Here is a 23,200-nt window from a genome sequence, read left to right as displayed (position 1 = left end):
GTCGGCGTTCGCCTCGGTGAACGTCACACGGTGGTGCATGTGGTGAGTGACCGGCGTTCGAGGCACTGACGTCACCCGGTGGTGCCCCCAGTGATGTCACCCGCCGGCACCCCCGGTCCGGTGTGCGAACGCCAGTCGGCGCAGGGCCCGCCAGTCGACCGGTGGCTTCGCGTCGGGCACGCCCGGCCGGTCGCGCGGTACGCGCACACGCAGTGCGCCCGGCATCACGCGGCACACGACGGGAGCGGGCAGCAGCAGGGCCTCGCCGTCGACGCCCACCGGGACGTCGGGCGCGTCGGAGCGGACCACCACCTCCTCCGCGGCCAGTGAGATCAGTCCGCGCGCCTGCTGGCCGCGCAGCAGCCCGGCCGCCTGCGCGGCGTTGTCGACGCTGACCCCGAGGACGCCGAGGGCGCCGGAGTCCAGCCGGGGCCGCCGGCCCAGACCGGCCGCGTCGCCGAGACCGTAGGGGTTGTTGCTGATCAGCACGCCCTGGGGAGCGTCGATGGCCACCTGCCCCGCCCGCACGGTGAGCCGCGGACCGGTGTGATGGGTGAGCAGGTCCGGGAGCTCCCGCAGGACGGTGCGCACCTTGTCGTCGCGGTACGCGGGGCTCTGCACCACCGTCGCGTACGCCCCGAAGGACGCGGTGTTCACGAACACGCGCTCACCGATCCGGCCGAGGTCGACGCGGAGTTCGATGCCGTCGGTCAGCGCGTCGAGGCACTTCGAGGGGTCGTCCCGGTCCAGGCCGAGGTCCATGGCGAAGTGGTTGCGGGTGCCGGCGGAGATCACCATGAACGGCAGACCGTGCCCGGCGGCCACCCCCGCCACCAGCGCCTGGGTGCCGTCGCCGCCCGCGACCCCCAGCAGATCGGCTCCCTCGGCGACGGCCCGGCGGGCGAGTGCCTCGACGTCCTGGGGATGCGCCGGGTCCAGCACGACGACCTCGGCGCCCCGGGCCCGCGCCTTCGCCACGAGGTCGAACCTGCCGACCTTTCCGCCGCCGGAGCGGGGGTTCATGATGAGGAACGGTGCCTTGGGCGGGGGCGTCGAACGGATCCGTTCCTTCGTGTGCCCGGCGTCCGCCGCGAGGGCGGACCGCCCGATCAGCGCCGCGACGGCCCACAGCGCGAGGGCCGACAGCACGGCCCACAGCAGCCCCACCGCCGAGTACGCCAGCAGCACCGCACCCGGCGTCAGCAACGCGAGCACCGCAGCCAGCGCCCGCACCAGCCCGCGCCGCGAGAGCGTCCACCACAGAGCGGCGGCGGTGACGGCGAGCCCCGCCAGCCCGACCACCAACAGGCCGAGACTGTCGATCCCGGCCGCGGTCAGCACCAGCACGAGCGCCCCGGCGGCGACGAGCAACGCCAGACGGGCCGCCCACCGCGGCCCCGTGCCGGCGTGTCTCCGTTCACCACCCACAGACACATCCCACCGTTTGCTCCCCGGCCCCCGCATCACCTGCACGGGGTGATCCCGCCGGGGGATGTGCCACGGCAGGCCCTCTCGCGTCTGCGGGCGCGTTGGGGCCGCTCGCGCGGTTCCCCGCGCCCCTGGGGGCACTGCAGAACCGCCGCTCAAGGCGCCAGGCCCAAGCCGGCCGCCCTCGTCAGCCGCGGTTCGGCAACGCCTTCAGGGGCGCGGGGAACCGCGCGACCGGCCCCGACGGGCCGGCACCCGAACGACGGCCTACTGCGGCACGTCCTCCTGCCGTACCCCCAACATGCGGCGCAACAGATCCCGCAGTGCCAACCGCTCCTCCTCCGACAACCCCGCAAGCGGCTCCCGAGCGAACCGCAGCGACTCACGCAGCCCCCGAGCCACCGTCCGCCCGTCCTCGGTCACCGCCGCCAGCTTCACCCGTCGGTCCGCCGGATCCGGCCGCCGTTCCACCAGCCCCCGCGCCTCCAGCCGGTCCACGATCCCGGTCACGTTCGACGGCTCGCACCGCAAGCGCTGCGCCAGCTTCCGCATCGGCAGCGGCTCCAGCGACAGCAGACTCAGCAGCCGCGCCTGCGCCCCGGTCAGCGCGTGCTCGGCGGCGGCCTCCTCGTACTCCTCGTGGTACCGGGCCACGACCGAACCGATGAGGTCGACGACTTCAAGGGTCAGTTCATCCGGACGGCGGGTCTTGTGCGGAGTGGCCATGCCCTCAGGGTAACCCTGTTACTTGACATCCTGAAATATTCAGGAGCATGGTTGTTTCAGATGCTGAAGTAAATTTGGCAGCAGAAGCAGTGGAAGCAGCAAAAGCAGTGGACCAGGAAAGGCGCACCCCCATGACCAACCGCGAATGGCACCTCATCTCCCGCCCCGTCGGCTGGCCCAAGCCCGAGGACTTCGCCCTGGTCGAGACCGAGGTCCGCACGCCCCGTGAGGGCCAGGTGCTCGTACGGAACAAGTACCTCTCCGTCGACCCGTACATGCGCGGCCGCATGTCGGACGCCAAGTCCTACGCCGCGCCGTTCGAGCTCGGCAAGGTCATGCAGGGCGGTGCCGTCGGCGAGGTCGTCGCCTCCAACGCCGAGGGCTTCGCGGTCGGCGACCACGTCCTGCACTTCTTCGGCTGGCGCGAGTACGCCGTCATGGACGCGACGGCCGCCGTCAAGGTCGACCCCGAGGCCGCGCCCCTGTCCACGTACCTCGGCGTCCTCGGCATGACCGGCCTGACCGCGTACGCGGGCCTGCTGCGGGTCGGTGCCTTCAAGGAGGGCGACGCGGTCTTCGTGTCCGGCGCCGCGGGTGCCGTCGGCAGCCAGGTCGGCCAGATCGCGAAGCTCAAGGGTGCCTCGCGGGTCATCGGCTCCGCCGGCTCCGACGAGAAGGTCAAGCTCCTCGTCGAGGAGTACGGCTTCGACGCCGCCTTCAACTACAAGAACGGCCCGGTCCGCGAGCAGCTGGCTGAGGCCGCCCCGGACGGGATCGACGTCTACTTCGACAACGTCGGCGGCGAGCACCTGGAGGCCGCGATCGGCGCGCTCAACCTCAGGGGCCGGGCCGTGATCTGCGGCATGATCTCGCAGTACAACGCGACCGAGCCGACCCCCGGCCCGCGCAACATGGTCAAGATCCTCCAGAACCGGCTGCGCGTCGAGGGCGTTCTGGTCGGCGACCACTACGACCTCCAGCAGCAGTTCGTCCAGGAGGTCGGCCCCTGGGTCGCCTCGGGGCAGCTCAAGTACCGCGAGACGGTCGTCGAGGGCATCGAGAACAACCTGGAGGCGTTCCTCGGGGTTCTGCGCGGCGACAACACCGGAAAGATGATCGTCAAGCTCTGACGCCTTCTGTGGGTTTCCGGTATGCGGTAACTTCTTTCCGAAACCGTCGTCGATCGTGGGCGCGAGTCGCGGCGGACCGAGAAGGAGAAGACACCGCATGACCATCCAGCAGTCCGAGGTCCTGTACACGGCCGTCGCCACCGCCGAGAACGGTCGCGACGGCCGGGTCGCCACCGACGACGGCAAGCTCGACGTCGTGGTGAACCCGCCGAAGGAGATGGGCGGCAGCGGCGCCGGCACCAACCCGGAGCAGCTGTTCGCCGCCGGCTACAGCGCCTGTTTCCAGGGCGCCCTCGGCGTCGTCGCGCGCCAGGAGAAGGCCGACATCTCCGGCTCGACCGTCACCGCGAAGGTCGGCATAGGCAAGAACGACGACGGCTTCGGGATCATCGTCGAGATCTCGGCGGCCATCCCGAACGTCGACGCCGCGACGGCCCGGGACCTGCTTGAGAAGGCCCACCAGGTCTGCCCGTACTCGAAGGCGACGCGCGGCAACATCAGCGTGACGCTGCTCTGACGCGTTCGTCTTGCACGGCGCAGGCCGCACCCTTGGACGCAGGGTGCGGCCTGCGCCCTGAAGGGGCGCGGGGAACTGCGCGACCAGCCCCCACCGGGCCGCACCCGCGACACGACCGAGCCCCCCGAGCTACTGGGCGGAGCCCAGCGCCGCGCGATGCACCGCGTGCACCAGCCGGTCGTTCTCCGGCGCCGCCCCGCCCGGATAGGCGAACCGGCGCCGGGTGTAGCCGTAGGCGAGCCCGCTGCGGGGGTCGGCGAAGGCCTGGGAGCCGCCCGCGCCGCTGTGGCCGAAGGAGCCCGCGCCCAGGAACGGGTAGACGTAGTCGGAGATCGCCTGGAAGCCGAGGCCGAAGGACTTGTGGAACCGGGCCACCAGGTCGTACCCGGTGGAGTGGATCTGGCCCACCTCGGCGATCGTGTCCGGCTTCAGCAGCGGCGGGCGCTCGTCCACCTCGCTGATCGCCGCCGCGTACATCCCGGCGAGCCCGCGCGCGGACGCCACACCCCCCGCGGAGGCCGGCCCGCTCGCGCGCACGGCACGGGAGTTGGGGTAGTCCACGAGTTCGCCGGCCCCCGGCACATGCGTGTTGAACGCGATCGAGGCCAGGGTGTGCGGCCCCGTCGGCGTCGCGTCCAGCACCGCCTGCTGCTCCGGCGTCGGCGCCATCGGCTGCACCGAGCGGTAGCGCGGCTCCAGCTCCTCGGGGAGTCCGAGGTGGAAGTCCAGGCCGTACGGCGCCCGGATCCGCTCCTCGTACACCTCCTGAAGGGTGCGGCCGGTGGCCCGGCGCACGACCTCGCCGACGAGCGCGCCGATGACGAACGCGTGGTAGCCGAAGGCCGTGCCCGGCCGCCAGAACGGCCGCTGGTCGGCGAGCCGCTCGGCGATCGCGCGGTCGTCGGCCAGCTCCGCCCCGGTGAACCCGGCGTCCAGCCCGACCACGCCGGCCCGGTGCGAGAGCAGGTCGCGCAGGGTCAGCCCGCCCTTGCCCTCGGCCCCGAACTCCGGCCAGTAGTACGTCACCTTCCGGTCCGGCTCCAGCGTGCCCTCCTGGATGAGCAGCGCGACCACGAGGTACGCGGCGCCCTTGGTGGAGGAGAACACGCCGTGCAGGGAGTCGGCGTCGCAGCCGTCACCCGCCCACAGATCGACGACCTTCCGGCCGTGCACATAGGCGCACAACTGTCCTTCGTAGTCGGGGAGTTCACCCGCGACGAACGTGGCGAACTCCTCGCGCACCGGCTCGAAGCCGTCCGCGACGGTGCCGTGGATTCCTTGCGTCATCCGCTCTCCTCATCTGGTGCCGGCGGCGTCCGCCATGCTGAACAACGCCCGTCCGACCTGGGCGAATTCTCCCTTGGGGTGATCCCGGAACATCGGCTCGGTGCCGAACAGGACCGCCTGCGGCCCGCTGACCACCGAGGCCCGCCCCGCCGCGTCCGCGGGCCCGCCGGTGCCGTCCTGCGACGGCCGCCAGTGCCCGGAGACGAGCGGATCGCCGTTGGCGTACGACTGCTCCACCCGGACACCCGGGCCGAGGTCGGTGAACCACACGGGCGCGTAGACGAAGCCGTGCGAGGGGGCGCCGTTCATCAGGGCGCTGCGCGAGTTCGCCACCCGCACCACGCCGTTGGCGTCCCCGTTGCCCTCGACCGGCTTCACGGCAAGCAGCCCGGCCGCCGCGTTGAGCTCGGCACCCGTGACACCTCGCCCGACCAGGCCGTGCCCGTCCAGGAAGGTGTCGAGGGCGCTGCGGGCGCCGTCGGTCAGATCGTCGTGGTCCAGCCCCGCCGACACGAACAGCACGTCCACCGACGACCAGTCGAACCCGGCGTTCAGCACGCCCGGCGAGACCGGAGTGACCTCGAAGTTCATCTCCCGCAGCGCCAGGAGCTCACCCGGTGTGACGGCGGCGGCGACTCGCGTGCGGTGCAGCGGGGCCGTGCCCTTGACCTTCGTCGCGTCGAAGGCGACGTCGTACGTCCGTGCCGCCGCCTCCGCCCTCGCGCGGGCGGACGCCGGGACGATCGCACTGCCGTCGGCCGCCCGGCGGGCCGGAACACCCTGCTGGAGCAGCGAGTTCAGGGCCGCGACCTCGCGCGGGTCGTCCAGCCGCAGCCGCAGGTCGCCGCGCGGGGCGACGTACCCGACCGGGGCGGCGGCCGACACCGGCCGCAGCGGGGCGCCGGCCAGGCTGCCGCGGGTCACGGGCTCGACCGTCGCGCCCCACAGCCGGCCCAGACTCCAGCCCGAGATGTCGTACATCACCGACACCTTGTCGCTGATGTCGCGCCCGTCCGCGAGCAGCGCGTTCGCCAGGCCGCGCTTGGACTGGCGCAGGTCGACGACGTACGAGCCCTTCGCGTACGTCCGTGAGCCGAGCCGGAAGTCGTGCCGTGCCCGCGTGACGCGGACGTCGTTGGCGAGAAGGTGGTCCACCAGGCGGGCGGCGGCCGTCGCCGAGCGCTGGGCGGCGCGGCCTGCCGGGATGACGTAGGCGCGGGGGAACGTCGTCGTGTAGACGTCCTCGGGGCCGATGCCGGGGACGCCCGGGACGGTCTCCTCGGACACCGGGACCTGGGCGGCGCCCGTGGCCCCGCGCCGGAAGACCTCGATCTGGTCGGCGACGAGTGAGGCGCGCCGGGTGCGTACGAAGTCGAGGGTGGCGCGCAGGGCGGCTCCGGCGACGTCGACGTTGATGGCGGAGCGGCGGCGCAGCTCGGTGACGGGCAGGCTCGCGTAGTCGGCGTTGTTCACCCGCATCGGGATCTCCACCGTGTGCGCGGCGACCGTGCCGTGGTAGGCCGCGTACTGCGGGGTGAAGATCGGCGGCCAGTCGTCCCAGCCCTCCTCCTGGTCCCGGAACGGGATCTGCGCGGGCTGCACGCCGTCCTTCTCGGCCGTGTAGCCGAGGCCGTTGACGGCGGCCTCCATGCCGAGGGCGTTGGCGTAGGTGTTCTTCAGGAACAGGTCGTACTCGTAGTTCTCGCCGTGCGGGGGAGTGGTCGGCTCGATGAGGGTGCCGTTGACGTAGCCGTGCAGGTCGAGCATGACGGCCGGCTGCTTGTCGATCATGATGCGCCGCATCGCCCGCACCTCGGGCTGCGAGGCGGTGACGAAGTCCCGGTTCAGGTCGAAGCCGCCCGCGTTCGCGCGGGTCCCGGCGATCCGGCCGTCGGGGTTGGCGGTGATGTTGAAGTAGAGCCGGCTGTGCGCGAGTAGGTCGCGCGTCGCGCTGTCGTCGGCGGTGGCGAGCCGTTCGATGAGCTTCAGGGAGGCGTCGGTGCCCTCCCACTCGTTGCCGTGGATGTTGTTGTTGAGAAAGACCGGCGCCTTGTAGTCCCGGTTGATCCCGGGCGACTTGGCGGCGAGCGCGGGCGCGTTCTCGATGAGCTCGCGCATGCGCGCCTGGGCGCGGGCCTGGCGGGCGCTCTCCGGGGCGGTGACGGTGACGAGGTACAGCCGGTGCCCGCCGGCCGACCGCCCCGCGACCTCCACGCTCACCCGGTCGCCCAGGGCCTGGAGGGCGTTCAGCTTCGGCGCGATGGAGTGGTACGGGGCGAGACCGAGCTTGATGGACCTGTCGGCCGGGTTCTCGGGGTCGGGGGCGAGGACCTGGCGACGGGGGTAGCCGCGGCTGTCGTCGCCGAGCACGGCGGCGGAGGCGGACTCCGCGGCGGCCTCGGTGGTGGACTCGGATCTCGCCGCGGCCAGGGCCCGCCGGGCCGCGCTCAGGGGCGTCTGCGCGGCCGGCCCCTCCGGCGCGGTCTCGCGGTGGACCGGCGGCCGGGGCTCGGCGACGGCGGTCTGCGGGGTGAGCAGCAGTGAGCCGGCCGTGGCCAGGACCAGGGCGGTGATCGGAACGGGTCTCGCAGGAACGGTTCTCGTGATGCGCACGCGTACCTCCTCCGGGAACTTCCTGTGATCGGTACGGCGAGGTGTACCTGTTCGACTCAACCGCAACAAGAGGGAGTTGGTGTCACCGATGCCCCGGACGGCCCATGCCGGGGCACCCGGACCGGGCATGCTGAGGGCCCCGGGTGTGCAAGGCGAGGAGGACTCATGGCAACGATCCCCACGCTCCCCAGCAGGGACGACGTACTCCGCATGGCGCGCAGCACGACCGACATCACCGGCCAGCTCCTGGACACTGCCGGGAACCTCACCCGGATCGCCCTCAACACTTTCGATCCCAAGGACGGATCGGGCGCCGAGGTCCTGCGCGTACTGCGGCGGACCACCGCCGAACTGGCAGAGGCCAGCGCCTCCCCGCAGGCCCAGGAGGCCTTCTACCGCATCGTCGAGACCCTCACCCGCCTCGGCACCAGTGGGGCGCCCCTCGCCGTCCACCCGGTGAGCGAACCGGCGCAGGCCCTGCTCGCGGCCCTCGGCGACAGCCTGCTGCCGGTGCTGGACGCGGTGGAACCGGCGATCGAGGAGTTCGCGGCGGCGCTCGGTGAACTCGTCGAGGCGACCTCGCCCCTGCTGCCGGCGACGGCGGGCGTCGCCGCGGGTGCCCTGCTCGCCGTGACCCCGCTGCTGCGCGCCGCCGCGGAGGTCCTGCGCGAGTCGTCCCCCGAACTGCGCCGTATCGCGGACGCGTTGACGGCCGCGCTGGCCCCGCTGATGCCGCTCCAGGTCGCCCTCGCCGAGCGGACGGCCGCCGCCGGCGCGAACGTCGTCCGCGCCGCACTCCCGCCGCTCGCCGATCTCACGGAGGTGGCGGCGGCCACGGCCAAGGCCGCCCGTCCCGCCCTGATCGCCGGCGAGGAACTCCTCGTGGCCGGACTGGAACGCCTCCAGCCGGTCCTGCTCGCCGGGGCCTCGCGCACCGGACGCGTGGCACGCGGGGTCGCGGTACGGGTGTCGGCGGCGGTCAGTCCGGCGGCCGAGCCGGGTGTCGTGGTGGCCGTCAGCCCCGTGTAGAGGTCATGGTGACCCGGCCCCGAAACGGCTGTGACTGAGGTGTGACACGCCCCGACTAGAGTTCTTGCCATGCGCGATCTTGGTGCCGGTTTCAGGTATTTCCTCAAGGGCCAGCGATGGGTGGCCCGGCACGGCAAGCAGTACGGCTTCGGGCTGATCCCGGGCCTGATCACCCTGGCGCTCTACGCGGGCGCGCTCGTCGCGCTCGCGCTGTGGGGCGAGGACTTCGTGTCCTGGTCGACGCCGTTCGCCGACGACTGGTCGAGCCCCTGGCAGGGCCTGTTCCGCGGCTTCCTCACCGCCGTGCTGTTCCTCCTGGGCCTGCTTCTGTCGGTCGTCACCTTCACCGCCGTGACTCTCCTGATCGGCCAGCCCTTCTACGAGAACCTCTCCGAGAAGGTCGACCGGGACGTCTCCCCGGACGGCACCGCGCCCGAGTCCGGCCTGCCGCTCTGGCGCGAGCTGTGGATCTCGGGCCGCGACAGCCTGCGGATCGTCCTGCGCGCCGCGCTGTGGGGCGTGCTGCTCTTCGCCCTCGGCTTCACCCCGGTCGTCGGCCAGACGGTCGTACCGGTGCTCGGCGTCGTGGTCACGGGCTTCTTCCTCACCGAGGAACTCACCGCTGTCGCCCTCCAGCGCCGCCGCGTCGAACTCCGCGACCGCCTCACCCTCCTGCGCTCCCGCAAGACCCTGATCTGGGGCTTCGGCACGCCCCTCGCCGCCGCCTTCCTGATCCCGTTCGTCGCGGTGTTCCTGATGCCGGGCGCGGTGGCGGGGGCGACGCTGATGGCGCGCGAGCTGCTGGGCGAGGAGACCCAGGAGGACGGGGCGCCCGCGCCCGACCAGGAGAGCGTCAGCCGGTGACCGGGCTGCCGGCGGCCACCTTCAGGATCGTCCGGACCTGGGCGATGATGTCCAGCCGGTTCGCCACGAACTCGGGGTCGGTCACCGACCCGGTCGCCGGGTCGGTGTTGCCCGCCCCGAACTGCAGCACCGGCGTGTGCACATGCCCGCCCGGCAGCGTGTCGTGCAGGCCGAGCCGGTCCCGCAGCAGCGTCGCCCGGTAGGCGATCTCGTTGGACAGGTAGTCCCCGCCGCCCCCGGCTCGCGCGCTCGAGCCGGGCGTCGGCCCGTCCGGCCGGACCACGGCCTGCGTCCCGCCCGCCGGGATCTCGGTCACGCTCGTGTTGTCGTACACCGGGAACCGGCCCGTGCTCGCGGCGACGATCTTCGCGTACGGCAGGGTCGTCGTCGTCCACTGCGGCTGCGAGGCCGGGTCGGCGACCGGCACGGTCTCGGTGCGGGAGACGTTGTCGTTGTCCGGGAAGCCGCCCCGCCAGGCCCCGTTGGTCCGCTCGACGTCGAACCGCCCGACCCGGCCCTGGCTCACGGTGGTGAACAGGTCGACCTGCTTCAGATACGGCCGCAGCGTCCGCTCCACCGTGCCCTCGGCGAAGTCCTGCCAGCGCACCGGGAACACGGCGGTCTCCACCCGCGCCGGCCCGTCCGCCGTCTCGATCACCGTGCCGTCGAGGGCGAGCGCGGTGGCCCCGGACGGATTGGAGATACGGATGTCACGGTCGAGCGTGAACGGGTCGAAGCCGGTGACCAGGATCCGCCCGATCCCCTTGCCCTGCGGCAGCCGGATGTCGGTCTGACCACGTGAGGTCCGCTCCAGCGCGTCCAGCAGCGCGCCCCGCTGCCCGTCGCTCAGCCCGAAGCCCGGCTCCCAGGTCCGCACCTCGCGCGTCATCGACAACCGCGCCCAGTACAACGGCCGATCGTCGTCCCGGCTCAGATCACCCCCGGCCGGCCCCCGCCCCTGCGCCCGGTCCACGGCCCTGCGCCACAGCGCCGAACCGGTCCGCTCGACGACATGGCGGGCCTGCGCGTACGAGTGCGCCGCCCCGAGGTCGCGGGCGAACCGCGCGGCCGGGGCGTCGAATCCGGAGCGGCGCAGTATCTCCTGGGGCACGGCCCTGTCGAGCCGTTGCTCCTCGACGGTCGGCGGCGCCGCTTGAGTACCGGCGGCGGCAGCGGTGCCCGCCGTCGGGGCCGAGAGTCCGGCCAGCAGAGCCAGTCCGAGGACGCCGATCCGAACACGTATGGAATTCAAAGGACTTCCGGTCCTTCCGTCACGGTGGGGGCGCATCAAGTGCGTCGTGCGGGACGCCGGAAGTATCGCGTGACGGGAGTGGTCTACGCCATGGCACCGGACATCTTCACCGCCGCTTCCCCCAGCACTTTCAGGAACTCCCGCACGGCCGGCGGCAGTGACCGCCCCCGTGCCGTCGCCGCGTACACCGCCCGCGCCGGGCCGCCCACGTCCAGCACCGGCACGAGCCGGACGTCGGGGCGCACGGACGCGGCGGCCAGCGCCGGGACCAGGGCCACCCCGAGGCCGGCGGCGACGTACCCCTGCTTGGCGGTCCACTCGCCGACGACATGCGCGACACGCGGCCGGAAGCCCTGTCGCAGCGCCGCGTCGAGGAGGGTGCCCTCCGGGTGGGAACTGCCGGAGATCCAGTCGGCGTCGGCGAACCGGCCCAGCCGTACCGGGCCTTCGTGGCCGGCCAGGGGATGGGAGGCGGGTACGGCGACGTACAGGGACTCGTCGAGGAGGTGGTGGAGCGCGTACGCCTCCAGCGGGGCGCGGCCCGTGGTGGAGACGACGGCGAGGTCGAGATGGCCGGCGCTCAGGCGGTCGAGGAGCACCGGGGTGAAGCCCTCCTCGCGTGTCACGTGGACGCGGGGGTGCCGGGCACGGAAGCCGGCCAGGGCCCGCGGTACCAGTCCCGCGTCGGCCGTGGCGAAGGCACCGAACCGCAGCCGCCCGCCGGCCACCTCCCGCAGCGCGGCCAGCTCGCGCACGGCACCGTGCAGCGACTCCCCGACGGTCTCCGCGTACGGCACGAGCGCCCGCCCGGCCTCGGTGAGCCGCACCCCGCGCGGCAGCCGGTCGAACAGCGGAACGCCGCCCAACGCCCCCTCCAACGTGGAGATCTGACGGGACACCGCCGACTGCGTCCACCCGAGGGTGCGCGCGGCGCCGGTGAAGGAGCCCTGCCGGGCGACTTCGAGGAACGCCCGCAGCCACACCGTGGAGACCTCGGGAAAGCCATGCTGATCCGTCATGGCAGCCATGCTGGACATTCGCTTGTCGCATCGCAAGGGGCGGACCTAGCGTCGAAGGCATGCAGATCACCATCGGCAACCCGGCCTCCGCGCCCCAGCCGCTCAGCCCGTACTACTCCCAGGTCGCCCGCGTCGAACACGCAGACGGCAGCGCCCTGTTGTTCCTCTCCGGGCAGATCGCCGGGGGCGAGACGGTCGCCGAGCAGACCCGGGGCATCTTCGAGACGATCGCGGCGCTGCTCGCGGCGCACGGCGCGACCCTCGCGGACGTCGTCAACATCCGCACCTGCCTCACCGACATCGGCACCCTGGAGGAGTACGGCACCGTGCGGCGGCAGTTCCTCACCGGCACCCCGCCCACCAGCATGACCTTCGAGGTGCCGAGGCTGTTCCGGCCGGAGGCCCGCGTGGAGGTCGAGGTCGTCGCCGCGGTCAGTCCGTTCCTTCCCGCCTCTCACCCAGCAGGCTGAGGAAGTCCCGGAACGCGCCCGGCATGTCCACCGACTCGGGGTCCAGGAGCCACTGGTACTGGAGGCCGTCCATCACGGCGACCAGCAGCGGAGCCGTACGCTCCGGGGTCAGTCCGTTCGGCAGCCGGTCGCCGTACTCTGCGCGCAGCATCTCCGCCATGTTCGCGCGGACCTGGACGTAGCGCTCCGTGAAGTACTCGCGCGCCGGATGACCCTCCGTCACGCTCTCGCCGAGCAGCGCGGAGAAGGTCTGGATGATGCCGGGCCGCATCGCGTTGTACTCGACCAGCGAGGCCAGCAGGTCCATGCGCCACCGGGTGTTGGGCACCGCGTCCCACTGGTCCCGCTCCTGGAGCACGGCGACGAGCAGCGCGTCCTTGGTCGGGAAGTAGTGCAGCAGCCCCTGCTGGGTGAGCCCGACCCGCTCCGCGACCGCGCCCAGGCTCGCGCCGCGGTAACCGCGCTCGGCGATCACCTCCAGGGCCGCCCGCACGATCTCGGCACGGCGCTCCTCGCTCCTGACCCTCGCGTTCATGGCGTCACCGTACGGCATCGACGTACCCCTAATATAACAGCAAGATAACGAAACCTACCGGTCTACAGGTGGCCGATGCAGGATGGGGGCACACCAGGCAGGCACTCAACGAGGAGGCACCGCGATGGCGGCAAGGCGCACCCAGGCCGATGAAGCACGCGAGGCGGTCGTCGAGGCGGCCCTCGCCCGGCTCGACCTCGACGCGAAGGCGCGACTGCTCTCCGGCCAGGACATGTGGACCCTGCCCGCGCTCCCCGGGATCGGCCTGGAGTCCCTCGTCATGTCCGACGGTCCGATCGGCGTCCGGGGCGTGCGCTGGACCGCCGACGACCCGTCCGTCGCTCTGCCCTCGCCCACCGCCCTCGCCGCGACCTGGGACCCGGCCCTCGCCCGCCGCGCGGGCACCCTCCTCGCCCAGGAGGCCCGCCGCAAGGGCGTCCACGTGCTCCTCGCCCCCACCGTCAACCTCCACCGGTCCCCGCTGGGCGGACGTCACTTCGAGGCGTACAGCGAGGACCCGTATCTGACGGGGACGATCGGCGCGGCCTATGTGAGCGGCGTCCAGGCCGGCGGCGTCGGCACCACCGTGAAGCACTTCGTCGCCAACGACGCCGAGACCGACCGCTTCACCGTCGACAACACCGTGAGCGAACGCGCCCTGCGCGAGCTGTACCTGGCACCCTTCGAGATCATCGTCGAGAACGCCCGCCCCTGGGGCATCATGACCGCCTACAACACGGTCAACGGCACGACGATGACCGAGCACCACCACCTCGTCAACGAGGTCCTGCGCGGCGAATGGGGCTTCGACGGCTTCAACGTCTCCGACTGGACGGCCGCCCGGTCCACCGCCGGCGCGATCAAGGGCGGCCTCGACGCCGCCATGCCGGGACCGCGGACCGTGTACGGCGAACCCCTCGCCCGGGCCGTACGCGACGGCGGGGTCGCCGAGGCCGAGGTCGACGAAGCCGTGCGCAACGTCCTGCGGCTCGCCGCCCGCGTCGGCATCCTCGACGGCGCCGAGCCCGTGGTCACCGACCTCCCCGAGACCCTCGACGGCCGTGCCCTGGCCCGCGAGATCGCCCGCCGCTCCTTCGTCCTGGTCCGCAACGACGGCGCCCTCCCGCTGCGCCCGAACGGCACGGTCGCCCTCATCGGAGCCGCCGCCCGCGACGCCCGCGTCCTCGGCGGCGGCTCCGCCACCGTCTTCCCCGCCGGCGTCGTCTCCCCGCTCGACGGCCTCACCGCCGCGCTCCCCGAGGGCACCCTCACCTACGCCGTCGGCGCCGACCCGAACACCGAACTCGCCGTCGCCGACAAGGGCTTCGAGCTGCGAGCCGTGTGCCGGGACGCCGACGGCAACGTCATCGGCACCGGGTCCGCGCCGAGCGGCCACATCCAGTGGATGGGCTCCGACCTCCCCGAGGGCGTCACCCACGAGGCCCTGCACTCCGTCGAGCTGACCGGCACCTTCACCCCGCGCGAAACCGGCGCGCACACCTTCGGCATCAAGGGCATCGGCGGCTTCCGGCTCGTCATCGACGGCACCACCTACTACGACGACGTCCAGCGCCCCGCCAAGGACGACCCCTTCATCACCTTCTTCGGCGCCCCCGTCCCGCGCGCCCAGCCCGAACTCACCGCCGGCACCCCTGTGGAGGTCTCCCTCACCCACGTCGTGGAGTTCCCCGAGGACGTCCCGATGAAGGTCGTCGGTTTCACGCTCGCCCACCAGGAGCCGCAGCGCGCCCCCGACGAGCTGATCGCCGAGGCCGTCGAGGCCGCCCGGGCCGCCGACACGGCCGTCGTCGTGGTCGCCACCACCGACCGCGTCGAGTCCGAGGGCTTCGACCGCACGGACCTCCGGCTCCCGGGCCACCAGGACGAGCTGGTGCGCGCCGTCGCCGCTGGCAACCCGAACACCGTCGTGGTCGTCAACTCCGGCTCCCCGGTGGAACTGCCGTGGCGCGCGGACGTCGCCGCGGTGCTGCTGAGCTGGTTCCCCGGCCAGGAGGGCGGCGCCGCCCTGGCGGACGTCCTCACGGGCACCCACGAGCCGGGCGGCCGACTGCCCACCACCTGGGGCTCCCTGACCGACGCCCCGGTCACCGAGGTCGTCCCCACGTCCGGCGGGCTGTCGTACACCGAGGGCGTCTTCATCGGCTACCGCGCCTGGGAGAAGCACGGCAGGGCCCCGTCGTACCCCTTCGGACACGGCCTCGGCTACACCGACTGGACCTACGAGTCCGCCGAGGTCAAGGGCAGCACCGTCACCGTCCGCGTCCGCAACTCCGGCGAGCGCGCCGGGCGCGAGGTCGTGCAGGTCTATCTGGCGCCGAGCGAGCCGGACGCCGAGCGGCCGGCGCGGTGGCTTGCCGGGTTCGCCGCTGTGGAGGCGGGACCGGGGGAGCGGGGCGAGGCCGTGGTCGAACTGCCGCGCCGGGCGTTCGAGGTCTGGGACGAGAAGACCAATGCGTGGACCTTTGTGAAGGGTTCGTACGAGATCCAGGTGGGGCGCTCGATCGCGGACCGTCGGGTCACGGCGACGATTAACGTCTGACCCGGGAGAAGTACCCAGGAACAGCCCCGGTCCAGGACCCTGACAACACCTGGACCGGGGCTCGTGGGTTCGCCGCCGCCTCAGCGCGCCGAGAAGCCGTACACCGTCTCCGAGCGGAAGACCTCGCCCGGCCGCAGCACGGTGCTCGGGAACTCCGGCCGGTTCGGGGAGTCGGGGAAGTGCTGGGTCTCCAGCGCGATGCCGTCACCCGGAGCGAACGGCTCGGGCAGATGATCGCCGGTGTAGAGCTGGAGGCCGGGCTCGGTCGTCGCCACCGTCAGCACCCGCCCGCTCGACGGGTCGTACAGCTCGGCGACCTCCTGCGCGGTCGCCGTCACGCCCTTGTCGAGCACGAAGTTGTGGTCGTACCCGGCGCCGACCTTGCGCGCCTGACGGAAGTCGAAGCGGGTCTCCGTGACGTCGTCCAGGGCGCCGGTCGGAATGAGGTCCCCGTCCACCGGGGTGAACCGGGAGGCCGCCAGCCGCAGTTCGTGCCCGCCCGCGCTGCCGGAACCTGCCCCGGCGAGGTTGAAGTAGCTGTGATTGGTCAGGTTCACCACGGTCGGCGCGTCCGTCACCGCCTCGTACGCGATCCGCAGCGCCCCGTCGGCGTCCAGCGTGTAGGTCACCGTGACCTCCAGCCGGCCCGGGAAGCCCTCCTCGCCGTACGGGCTGACCCGCTCCAGCCGCAGCCCGTGCTCGACGGGCGTCACGTCCCACACCCGCTTGTCGAAGCCGCGCTCGCCGCCGTGCAGGGAGTTGGGCGGCGTGTTGGGCTCCAGCGCGTACGTCAGGTCGTCCAGCGGGAAGCGGCCGCCGGCGATCCGGTTGGCGTACCGCCCGATGAGGGCGCCGAGATAGGGCCCCGGGTGGGTCAGATATTCGTCGAGGCCGGCGAACCCCAGCACCACGTCCGCCCGGTGCCCGTCCCGGTCGGGCACCTCGAGCGACTGCACGATCCCGCCGTACGACAGCACTCGTACCCGCACGCCGGCGCGCTCCAGGGTCCATCGGTGGACCTCGGTGCCGTCGGAAAGTGTGCCGAAGTGTTCGCTCATGAGCGGAACACTAGTTCGTGACTGTCCGGTAGGCGATCTCGGCCAGCCGTGCCTGGCCGTCGACACTCGGATGGAACCAGTCCCACTGGCTCAGCTGCTCGGTGCCGAACCGGAAGTCGTACACCGCCCCGTCGTCGAAACGACACCGGCGGTCCTTCCCGCAGACCTCCTTCAGCACCTTGTTGTACGCCTCGACACGCCCCTGCACCGTCTCGCGCCGCTGGTTGGACTGCGTGGTGAGGGAGTCGGGGTCGCTCAGCATCGACGGGCAGATGCCGAGCTTCCACACCTGCTTGCCCAGCGGGTTGGTACGGCCCTGCTCCCACAGCCGCATCAGATTCGGCACGCTCGCCACGAACACCTGCGTCTTCGGCAGCGACTCGCGCAGCGTGCTCATCGCGTCCTCGAACTGCGCCCGGAAGTCGGCCACGGGGGTCATCGCGTCGGTCGACGCACGGCAGGCGTCGTTCGCCCCCGCCATCACCGCCACCAACTCGGGCCTGCGTGTCGCCGCCTGGGCCATCTGCCCGGGAACGTCCGCCATCCGGGCCCCGGTCACCGCGTAGTTCCAGCTCTGCCGGGCCGCCTTCGTCCTCCCCAGCAGCCGCACGGCCAGGCTGTCGACCCGGGGGCTGCTGCCGGTCGCCCAGGACACCTCGGGGCAGTCCGACAGGACCGAGCAGGCGTCGAAACCACGGGTGATGGAGTCGCCCACGGCCGCGACGGAGGCCGGGCTGCGGTCCCAGGTGGGCGTCGGCTTCGGCGACGGGCGGGTGCTGCGCGCGTCGGTGCCGGAGGGTGCCGGCGAGTCGCCGCCGACGGCGTCACAGCCGGCGGCACCAAGGACCGCCGCGGTCACGGCGGCCAGGACGGTGCGCGAAAGGTGCCGTCGCTTCGGCATGCCCTGGTCCATCCCCTCGTCCGTCCCGGTCGGCCACCCACTGAAGTGTCCAACCAATAACAACGCACGAGGGTTCCCGCCCGGCCGATGCAACGGCTCACACCCGTACAAGCGTCCCCCCGGGTGAATGGCGGGCGTTTGACGGCACCTGGACCGACGGTACGTCACACTCCTTGCGCCGCCGCACGGTAGCCTCGCCATCAACGTGGCCGCCCGGCCACGATCGTCCGCCAGTTCGCAAGATGTCCGCTCTGCCCGGAGGTCCCGGTGACGACACGTGGAGTTCTGTACGTGCACTCCGCGCCGCGCGCGCTGTGCCCGCACGTCGAGTGGGCCGTCGCCGGGGTGCTCGGCACGCGCGTCAACCTCGACTGGATCCGGCAGCCCGCCGCGCCCGGCACCTGGCGCTCGGAGTTCTCCTGGCAGGCCGAGGCGGGCACCGCCTCCAAGCTGGCCTCCGCCCTGCGCGGCTGGCACCTGCTGCGCTTCGAGGTGACGGCCGAGCCCTGCCCCACCGCAGAGGGCGAGCGCTACAGCTGCACGCCCGAACTCGGCATCTTCCACGCCGTGACCGGCATCCACGGCGACATCCTCATCCCGGAGGACCGCCTGCGCGCCGCCCTCGCCCGCTCACAGCGCGACGAGACGGACCTGGAGGCCGAGATCGCCAAACTCCTCGGCAAGCCGTGGGACGACGAGTTGGAGCCCTTCAGATACGCGGGCGAGGGCGCACCGGTGCGCTGGTTGCACCAAGTGGTCTGAGTCCCGGACATGTGAAGGGCCCCCACCTCGGGAGGTGGGGGCCCTTCACGTACGTACAGAGGTCGCTCAGACCGTCCGGAACGCCAGCACCACGTTGTGCCCGCCGAAGCCGAACGAGTCGTTCAGCGCGGCGATGCGGCCCTCCACGGGCAGCTTGCGGGCCTCGCCGCGGACGACGTCGGCGTTCGCCTCGGCCTCCGGGTCCAGGTTCTCGACGTTGATGGTCGGCGGAGCCACCCGGTGGTACAGCGCGAGCACCGTCGCCACGGTCTCCACACCACCGGCGCCACCCAGCAGATGACCCGTCATCGACTTGGTGGCCGACACGGCCATGTGGTCGGCGTCGTCACCGAACACCTTCCGCAGCGCCTTCAGCTCGGCGATGTCACCGGCCGGCGTCGACGTCGCGTGCGCGTTGACGTGCACGATCTCCGCCGGGTCCAGGTCGTTGCGGTCCAGCAGGTTCTGCAGGGCCTGCGAGATGCCCCGCCCCTCCGGCTCCGGCTGCACGATGTCGTGCGCGTCGGCGGAGATGCCCTGCCCGACCGCCTCGGCGTACACCCGGGCCCCGCGCTTCGCGGCGTGCTCGGCGGACTCCAGGACGACCACGCCGGCGCCCTCACCGAGGACGAAGCCGTCGCGGGCGACGTCGTAGGGACGCGACGCGCCCTGCGGGTCGTCGTTGTTCTTGGACATCGCCATCATGTTGCCGAACGCGGCGATCGGCAGCGGGTGGATCGCCGCCTCCGTGCCACCCGCGACGACGATGTCGGCGCGGCCGGTGCGGATCATCTCGATGGCGTAGCCGATGGCCTCGGCGCCCGAGGCGCACGCGGAGACCGGCGTGTGCACGCCCGCACGGGCGCCCACGGCCAGACCCACGTTCGCGGAGGGGCTGTTCGGCATCAGCATGGGGACGGTGTGCGGCGAGACACGGCGAACGCCCTTGTCCTTGAGCACGTCGTACTGGTCGAGCAGGGTCGTCACGCCACCGATGCCGGAGGCGATGACGGCACCGAGGCGGTCGGGGTCGACCTTCGGGTCCTCACCGGCCTTGGCCTCGAAACCGGCGTCGGCCCAGGCCTCCTTGGCCGCGATCAGCGCGAACTGCGCCGAGCGGTCCAGGCGGCGGGCCTGCGGCCGGGGGATGACCTCGGTCGGCTCCACGGCGACCGGCGCGGCGATGCGGACCGCCTGCTCGGCGGCCCATTCCTGCTCCAGGGGCTTGACGCCGGACTTGCCGGCGATCAGGCCCTCCCAGGTAGAGGCTGCGTCGCCACCCAGCGGTGTGGTTGCGCCGATACCGGTGACGACCACGGTGCGATTGGTCGAGCTCACGGGAATTCTTTCTCCAACGGATACGAGGATTCAGCGGCGCCACCGCCGGGTGGCGGGGCAGGCAGCCCCAGGGTGGATCGGAGGATCAGCCCTGGTGCTTGAGGATGTAGTCGGTCGCGTCGCCCACGGTCTTGAGGTTCTTGACGTCCTCGTCCGGGATCTTGACGTCGAAGCGCTCTTCGGCGGCGACGACGACCTCGACCATGGACAGCGAGTCGACGTCCAGGTCGTCGGTGAAGGACTTGTCCAGCTGGACGTCCTCAACCGGGATGCCGGCGATCTCGTTCACGATGTCGGCGAGACCGGCGACGATCTCTTCCTGAGTGGCGGCCATCTTGGCGCTCCTTCGTAGATATCTCAGAGGGTTTGGCGTCCGCCGCGTGAGCGGCAGGTGGTGCGTTTCCCGTGCCGGCTCACATGATCCGGCACGGAGTGCCTAGGGGAGAGTAACGACCGTCGCGGCGTATACGAGACCCGCCCCGAATCCGATGACGAGCGCGGTGTCGCCGCTCTTCGCCTCGCCGGTCGCCAGGAGCCGCTCCATCGCGAGCGGGATCGAGGCGGCCGAGGTGTTGCCGGTGGTGCGCACGTCACGGGCGACCGTGACGTGTTCCGGCAGCTTGAGTGTCTTCACCATCGAGTCGATGATCCGCTCGTTGGCCTGGTGCGGGATGAAGACGTCCAGGTCGTCCGAGGTGATCCCGGCCGCGTCCAGCGCCTGCTGGGCGACCTTCGCCATCTCGAACACGGCCCAGCGGAAGACCGCCTGGCCCTCCTGCGTGATCGCGGGGAACTTGTCGACCTCGCCGGCGCGGTAGTCCGTCCACGGCACGGTCTGCTTGATCGTCTCGGACTTGTCGCCCTCGGAGCCCCAGACGGTCGGGCCGATGGCGGGCTCCTTGGCGGGGCCCACGACGACCGCCCCGGCGCCGTCGCCGAACAGGAAGGCCGTCGCGCGGTCCTCCAGGTCGGTGAGGTCGGACAGCCGCTCGACGCCGATGACCAGGACGTACTCGGCGGAACCCTCGACGATCATGCCCTTGGCGAGGGTGAGACCGTAGCCGAAGCCCGCGCAGCCGGCCGAGATGTCGAAGGCGGCGGCCTTGTTCGTGCCGAGCTTGTCGGCGATCTCGGTGGCGACGGCCGGGGTCTGCTTGAAGTGCGAGACGGTCGAGACGATCACGCCGCCGATCTGCTCGGCGGAGATCCCGGCGTCGGCGATGGCCTTGCCGGACGCCTCGATCGACATCGCGGCGACGGTCTCCTCGTCGCTCGCCCAGTGCCGCGTCTCGATGCCGGAGCGCGAACGGATCCACTCGTCGGACGAGTCGATCTTCTCCAGGATCACCTCGTTGGGCACCACACGCGTGGGACGGTAACCGCCCACGCCGAGGATGCGCGCGTACGGGGCGCCCTTGCTGGGCTTCAGCTTCGCCATGCTCCGGGCTCCTTGTCAGGCGTGCTCTGCGATGAGCTCGCGAGCAGCGTCCAGGTCGTCGGGGGTCTTGAGAGCCAGGGTCTTCACACCCGGCAGCGCGCGCTTGGCCAGCCCGGTCAGCGTGCCGCCCGGGCACGCCTCGATCAGGGCCGTGACGCCGAGCTCCTTGAAGGTCTCCATGCACAGGTCCCAGCGGACCGGGTTGGCGACCTGCCCGACGAGCCGCTCCAGCACCTCGGCACCGGTGGCGACCGCGTGGCCGTCCTTGTTGGAGACGTAGGTGACCTTGGGGTCGCCGGGGACGAGCTCCTTGGCCGCCTCGGCCAGCTTGTCGACGGCCGGGCCCATGTGGTGCGTGTGGAACGCGCCGGCGACCTTCAGCGGGACGACCTTGCGCACGCCCTCCGGCTTGTCCTCGTTCAGCGCGGCGAGCTGCTCCATGGTGCCCGCGGCCACGATCTGGCCGGCGCCGTTCATGTTCGCCGGGGTCAGGCCCAGCTTCTCCAGGTGCGCGACGCTGACCTCGGGGTCGCCGCCGAGCAGCGCCGACATGCCGGTCTCGGTGATCGCGGCGGCCTCGGCCATGGCCAGGCCCCGCTTGCGCACGAGGGTCAGCGCGGCGGTGTCGTCGAGGACGCCCGCGTAGGCGGCCGCGGTGATCTCACCGACGCTGTGGCCGGCGACGGCACCGGGAGCAATGTCACCGAGTGCCGCGGCGGACAGGATGCCGGCCGCGACGAGCAGCGGCTGCGCCACGGCGGTGTCCCGGATGGCGTCGGCGTCGGCCTGCGTCCCGTAGTGGGCGAGGTCCAGTCCGATGGCGTCCGACCAGGCACCGAGGCGGTCGGCGGCACCGGGCAGTTCGAGCCAGGGGGTCAGGAAGCCGGGCGTCTGGGCGCCCTGGCCGGGAGCGACGAGTACGAGCACTCTCACACTCTCTCTTGGGGACGGGCAGCGCCGCCCGTGGGGACAAGGACGAAGAACACGAGGGGGTTTTGTGGGGCCCCGACAAAAGCCTAGAGCTGGAGATCGCCGTCGGCCAGACGCCCCAGGATCAGCGCGATCCGCAAAGTGAACGCGGAGCGTACATCGGACGGCGACCAGCCGGTGACGTCAGTCACACGTCGAAGCCGGTAGCGCACGGTGTTGGGATGCACGAACAGCATCCGCGCCGCGCCCTCCAGACTGCTCGCCTGTTCGAGATAGACGGAGAGCGTCTCCAGAAGAGCGGAGCCTGCTTCCTCAAGCGGTCTGTAGATCTCCTCCACCAACTGCTCGCGCGCACTCGGATCGCCCGCGATGGCACGCTCCGGGAGCAGATCGTCGGCGAGCACCGGCCGCGGGGCGTCCTGCCAGGCGGAACACGCCTTCAGCCCGGCCGCCGCGGCCTGCGCGGACCGCGTCGCGGCCAGCAGATCCGGTACGACGGGGCCCGCGACCACGGGCCCGGCGGCATACGGCCCGATCAGCGACTTGGCCACGGCGAGCGGGCTGTCGCTGCCGCCCGCGATCACCACCAGCCGGTCCCCGAGCACCCCGGTCAGCACCTGGAGCTTCGCGTGCCGCGCGGCCCGCCGGATGGCCTCCACGGTCAGCTCGCTGTCCCCGTCGGGCGCCGTCCCGAGCACCACGCACACATGCTCGGGCGAGTTCCAGCCGAGCGCCGCGGCCCGCGACACGGCGCCCTCGTCGGCCTCGCCGCTGAGGACGGCGTTGACCACGAGCGACTCCAGGCGGGCGTCCCAGGCACCGCGTGCCTCGGCGGCCTGGGCGTAGACCTGGGCGGTGGCGAAGGCGATCTCCCGGGCGTAGACGAGCAGCGCTTCGCGCAGCACGCTCTCGTCGCCGGGAGCGGCGACCTCGTCGATCGCCGACTCCATGACCTCGATGGTCGTGCGCACCATCTCCACGGTCTGGCGCAGCGTGATGGCGCGGGTCAGTTCGCGCGGGGCGGTCCCGAAGACGTCGGTGGAGATCGCCTGCGGCGCGTCGGGATGCCGGAACCACTCGGTGAAGGCGGCGATACCAGCCTGGGCGACGAGCCCGATCCAGGAACGGTTCTCCGGGGGCATGGCCCGGTACCACGGCAGCGTCTCGTCCATCCGCGCGATGGCCTGCGCGGCGAGGGAACCGGAGGACTTCTCCAGCCGCTTCAGGGTCGCGGAGTGGTCATGGGCGTCGTGTGCGGCGGCGGGGGAATTTCGGGCTTCGGGTTCGGGCACGGGGACAAGACTGCCTTATCCGGACGCGAGTGCGTGCCGGAGGGTCGCGGG

Annotated in this window: 21 protein-coding genes; 7 read left to right on the top strand and 14 right to left on the bottom strand. The window is 72.0% G+C overall.

The annotated features are described in order from the left end of the window. Positions 1-96: 96 nt before the first annotated feature. The gene (locus PGH47_RS13215; protein WP_443048611.1) at positions 97-1,464 is read right to left on the bottom strand and encodes a diacylglycerol/lipid kinase family protein; all 1,368 of its coding nucleotides are present in this window, start codon (positions 1,462-1,464) and stop codon (positions 97-99) included. Positions 1,465-1,695: 231 nt separating this feature from the next. Continuing rightward, positions 1,696-2,154, bottom strand: coding sequence for a MarR family winged helix-turn-helix transcriptional regulator (locus PGH47_RS13210; RefSeq protein WP_271663583.1), 459 nt, complete (start codon positions 2,152-2,154; stop codon positions 1,696-1,698). A gap of 131 nt (positions 2,155-2,285) precedes the next feature. Between PGH47_RS13210 and PGH47_RS13205 the strand changes: the two genes are divergently transcribed. Both PGH47_RS13205 and PGH47_RS13200 read left to right on the top strand, forming a co-directional pair. Beyond that, a complete protein-coding gene (locus PGH47_RS13205; RefSeq protein ID WP_271663582.1) occupies positions 2,286-3,284 on the top strand; it encodes an NADP-dependent oxidoreductase in 999 nt (332 codons plus the stop codon). Positions 3,285-3,381: 97 nt separating this feature from the next. Further along, the gene (locus tag PGH47_RS13200; RefSeq protein ID WP_271663581.1) at positions 3,382-3,801 is read left to right on the top strand and encodes an organic hydroperoxide resistance protein; all 420 of its coding nucleotides are present in this window, start codon (positions 3,382-3,384) and stop codon (positions 3,799-3,801) included. A gap of 129 nt (positions 3,802-3,930) precedes the next feature. Here PGH47_RS13200 and PGH47_RS13195 read toward each other — a convergent pair whose 3' ends face one another. Together PGH47_RS13195 and PGH47_RS13190 are read right to left on the bottom strand one after the other, a co-directional pair. Next, a complete protein-coding gene (locus tag PGH47_RS13195; RefSeq protein ID WP_271663580.1) occupies positions 3,931-5,088 on the bottom strand; it encodes a serine hydrolase domain-containing protein in 1,158 nt (385 codons plus the stop codon). A gap of 9 nt (positions 5,089-5,097) precedes the next feature. Continuing rightward, entirely contained in the window at positions 5,098-7,701 is a 2,604-nt protein-coding gene (locus PGH47_RS13190) for a M14 family zinc carboxypeptidase (protein ID WP_271663579.1), read from the bottom strand. Between the two features lie 165 nt (positions 7,702-7,866). Between PGH47_RS13190 and PGH47_RS13185 the strand changes: the two genes are divergently transcribed. Continuing rightward, a complete protein-coding gene (locus PGH47_RS13185) occupies positions 7,867-8,730 on the top strand; it encodes a hypothetical protein (protein WP_271663578.1) in 864 nt (287 codons plus the stop codon). Positions 8,731-8,799: 69 nt separating this feature from the next. Beyond that, positions 8,800-9,594 (top strand): EI24 domain-containing protein, encoded by a 795-nt coding sequence (locus PGH47_RS13180; RefSeq protein WP_271663577.1) that lies wholly within the window; start codon positions 8,800-8,802, stop codon positions 9,592-9,594. Here the strand turns inward: PGH47_RS13180 and PGH47_RS13175 are convergent. Next, complete coding sequence (locus PGH47_RS13175; protein WP_271663576.1) at positions 9,584-10,846, bottom strand: pyroglutamyl peptidase; 1,263 nt, start codon at positions 10,844-10,846, stop codon at positions 9,584-9,586. The genes PGH47_RS13180 and PGH47_RS13175 overlap by 11 nt on opposite strands. A gap of 83 nt (positions 10,847-10,929) precedes the next feature. Then, the gene (locus PGH47_RS13170) at positions 10,930-11,874 is read right to left on the bottom strand and encodes a LysR family transcriptional regulator (RefSeq protein ID WP_376058401.1); all 945 of its coding nucleotides are present in this window, start codon (positions 11,872-11,874) and stop codon (positions 10,930-10,932) included. Positions 11,875-11,924: 50 nt separating this feature from the next. Between PGH47_RS13170 and PGH47_RS13165 the strand changes: the two genes are divergently transcribed. Then, on the top strand, positions 11,925-12,335 hold the full coding sequence (locus PGH47_RS13165) for a RidA family protein (protein WP_271663574.1): 411 nt from the start codon (positions 11,925-11,927) through the stop codon (positions 12,333-12,335). Here the strand turns inward: PGH47_RS13165 and PGH47_RS13160 are convergent. After that, entirely contained in the window at positions 12,298-12,888 is a 591-nt protein-coding gene (locus tag PGH47_RS13160) for a TetR/AcrR family transcriptional regulator (protein WP_214331622.1), read from the bottom strand. The two genes, PGH47_RS13165 and PGH47_RS13160, sit on opposite strands and share 38 nt — an antisense overlap. A 106-nt stretch (positions 12,889-12,994) precedes the next feature. Here PGH47_RS13160 and PGH47_RS13155 point away from each other — a divergent pair, with 106 nt between their 5' ends. Then, entirely contained in the window at positions 12,995-15,430 is a 2,436-nt protein-coding gene (locus PGH47_RS13155; protein ID WP_271663573.1) for a glycoside hydrolase family 3 protein, read from the top strand. Positions 15,431-15,510: 80 nt separating this feature from the next. Here PGH47_RS13155 and PGH47_RS13150 read toward each other — a convergent pair whose 3' ends face one another. Then, entirely contained in the window at positions 15,511-16,488 is a 978-nt protein-coding gene (locus PGH47_RS13150) for an aldose epimerase family protein (protein WP_271663572.1), read from the bottom strand. Between the two features lie 10 nt (positions 16,489-16,498). Continuing rightward, on the bottom strand, positions 16,499-17,389 hold the full coding sequence (locus PGH47_RS13145) for an SGNH/GDSL hydrolase family protein (RefSeq protein WP_271663571.1): 891 nt from the start codon (positions 17,387-17,389) through the stop codon (positions 16,499-16,501). Positions 17,390-17,656: 267 nt separating this feature from the next. Between PGH47_RS13145 and PGH47_RS13140 the strand changes: the two genes are divergently transcribed. After that, positions 17,657-18,151 carry a DUF3145 domain-containing protein gene (locus PGH47_RS13140; RefSeq protein ID WP_030955030.1) on the top strand — a complete coding sequence of 165 codons (495 nt, stop codon included), beginning with the start codon at positions 17,657-17,659 and terminating at the stop codon, positions 18,149-18,151. Between the two features lie 66 nt (positions 18,152-18,217). Here PGH47_RS13140 and fabF read toward each other — a convergent pair whose 3' ends face one another. The 5 genes from fabF to fasR all read right to left on the bottom strand — a co-directional run bounded on the left by fabF (position 18,218) and on the right by fasR (position 23,149). Then, on the bottom strand, positions 18,218-19,489 hold the full coding sequence (gene fabF, locus PGH47_RS13135; RefSeq protein ID WP_176577297.1) for a beta-ketoacyl-ACP synthase II: 1,272 nt from the start codon (positions 19,487-19,489) through the stop codon (positions 18,218-18,220). 85 nt (positions 19,490-19,574) lie between these two features. Next, entirely contained in the window at positions 19,575-19,823 is a 249-nt protein-coding gene (locus tag PGH47_RS13130; RefSeq protein WP_004001566.1) for an acyl carrier protein, read from the bottom strand. Positions 19,824-19,925: 102 nt separating this feature from the next. Further along, positions 19,926-20,927, bottom strand: a complete 1,002-nt coding sequence (locus PGH47_RS13125; RefSeq protein WP_107906775.1) for a ketoacyl-ACP synthase III — start codon at positions 20,925-20,927, stop codon at positions 19,926-19,928. Positions 20,928-20,942: 15 nt separating this feature from the next. Further along, positions 20,943-21,854 carry an ACP S-malonyltransferase gene (locus PGH47_RS13120; protein WP_107906776.1) on the bottom strand — a complete coding sequence of 304 codons (912 nt, stop codon included), beginning with the start codon at positions 21,852-21,854 and terminating at the stop codon, positions 20,943-20,945. 89 nt (positions 21,855-21,943) lie between these two features. Continuing rightward, positions 21,944-23,149: a fatty acid biosynthesis transcriptional regulator FasR gene (fasR, locus tag PGH47_RS13115; RefSeq protein WP_093745868.1), complete on the bottom strand. Its 1,206-nt coding sequence runs from the start codon at positions 23,147-23,149 to the stop codon at positions 21,944-21,946. Positions 23,150-23,200 lie beyond the last annotated feature (51 nt).

Source organism: Streptomyces sp. HUAS 31 (genome assembly GCF_028198125.1).
Classification (GTDB): domain Bacteria; phylum Actinomycetota; class Actinomycetes; order Streptomycetales; family Streptomycetaceae; genus Streptomyces; species Streptomyces chartreusis.
The sequence above is the reverse complement of the archived record's forward strand: the minus strand, read 5'-3'. Positions and strand labels throughout refer to the sequence as shown.

Coding starts and splice junctions, on each gene's coding strand:
- PGH47_RS13155 (WP_271663573.1), top strand. CDS start 12,995: ATGGCGGCAAGGCGCACCCAGGCCGATGAAGCACGCGAGGCGGTCGTC.
- PGH47_RS13205 (WP_271663582.1), top strand. CDS start 2,286: ATGACCAACCGCGAATGGCACCTCATCTCCCGCCCCGTCGGCTGGCCC.
- PGH47_RS13150 (WP_271663572.1), bottom strand. CDS start 16,488: ATGAGCGAACACTTCGGCACACTTTCCGACGGCACCGAGGTCCACCGA.
- PGH47_RS13200 (WP_271663581.1), top strand. CDS start 3,382: ATGACCATCCAGCAGTCCGAGGTCCTGTACACGGCCGTCGCCACCGCC.
- PGH47_RS13210 (WP_271663583.1), bottom strand. CDS start 2,154: ATGGCCACTCCGCACAAGACCCGCCGTCCGGATGAACTGACCCTTGAA.
- PGH47_RS13130 (WP_004001566.1), bottom strand. CDS start 19,823: ATGGCCGCCACTCAGGAAGAGATCGTCGCCGGTCTCGCCGACATCGTG.
- PGH47_RS13165 (WP_271663574.1), top strand. CDS start 11,925: ATGCAGATCACCATCGGCAACCCGGCCTCCGCGCCCCAGCCGCTCAGC.
- PGH47_RS13185 (WP_271663578.1), top strand. CDS start 7,867: ATGGCAACGATCCCCACGCTCCCCAGCAGGGACGACGTACTCCGCATG.
- PGH47_RS13125 (WP_107906775.1), bottom strand. CDS start 20,927: ATGGCGAAGCTGAAGCCCAGCAAGGGCGCCCCGTACGCGCGCATCCTC.
- PGH47_RS13160 (WP_214331622.1), bottom strand. CDS start 12,888: ATGCCGTACGGTGACGCCATGAACGCGAGGGTCAGGAGCGAGGAGCGC.
- PGH47_RS13170 (WP_376058401.1), bottom strand. CDS start 11,874: ATGGCTGCCATGACGGATCAGCATGGCTTTCCCGAGGTCTCCACGGTG.
- PGH47_RS13145 (WP_271663571.1), bottom strand. CDS start 17,389: ATGCCGAAGCGACGGCACCTTTCGCGCACCGTCCTGGCCGCCGTGACC.
- PGH47_RS13180 (WP_271663577.1), top strand. CDS start 8,800: ATGCGCGATCTTGGTGCCGGTTTCAGGTATTTCCTCAAGGGCCAGCGA.
- PGH47_RS13195 (WP_271663580.1), bottom strand. CDS start 5,088: ATGACGCAAGGAATCCACGGCACCGTCGCGGACGGCTTCGAGCCGGTG.
- PGH47_RS13215 (WP_443048611.1), bottom strand. CDS start 1,464: ATGCGGGGGCCGGGGAGCAAACGGTGGGATGTGTCTGTGGGTGGTGAA.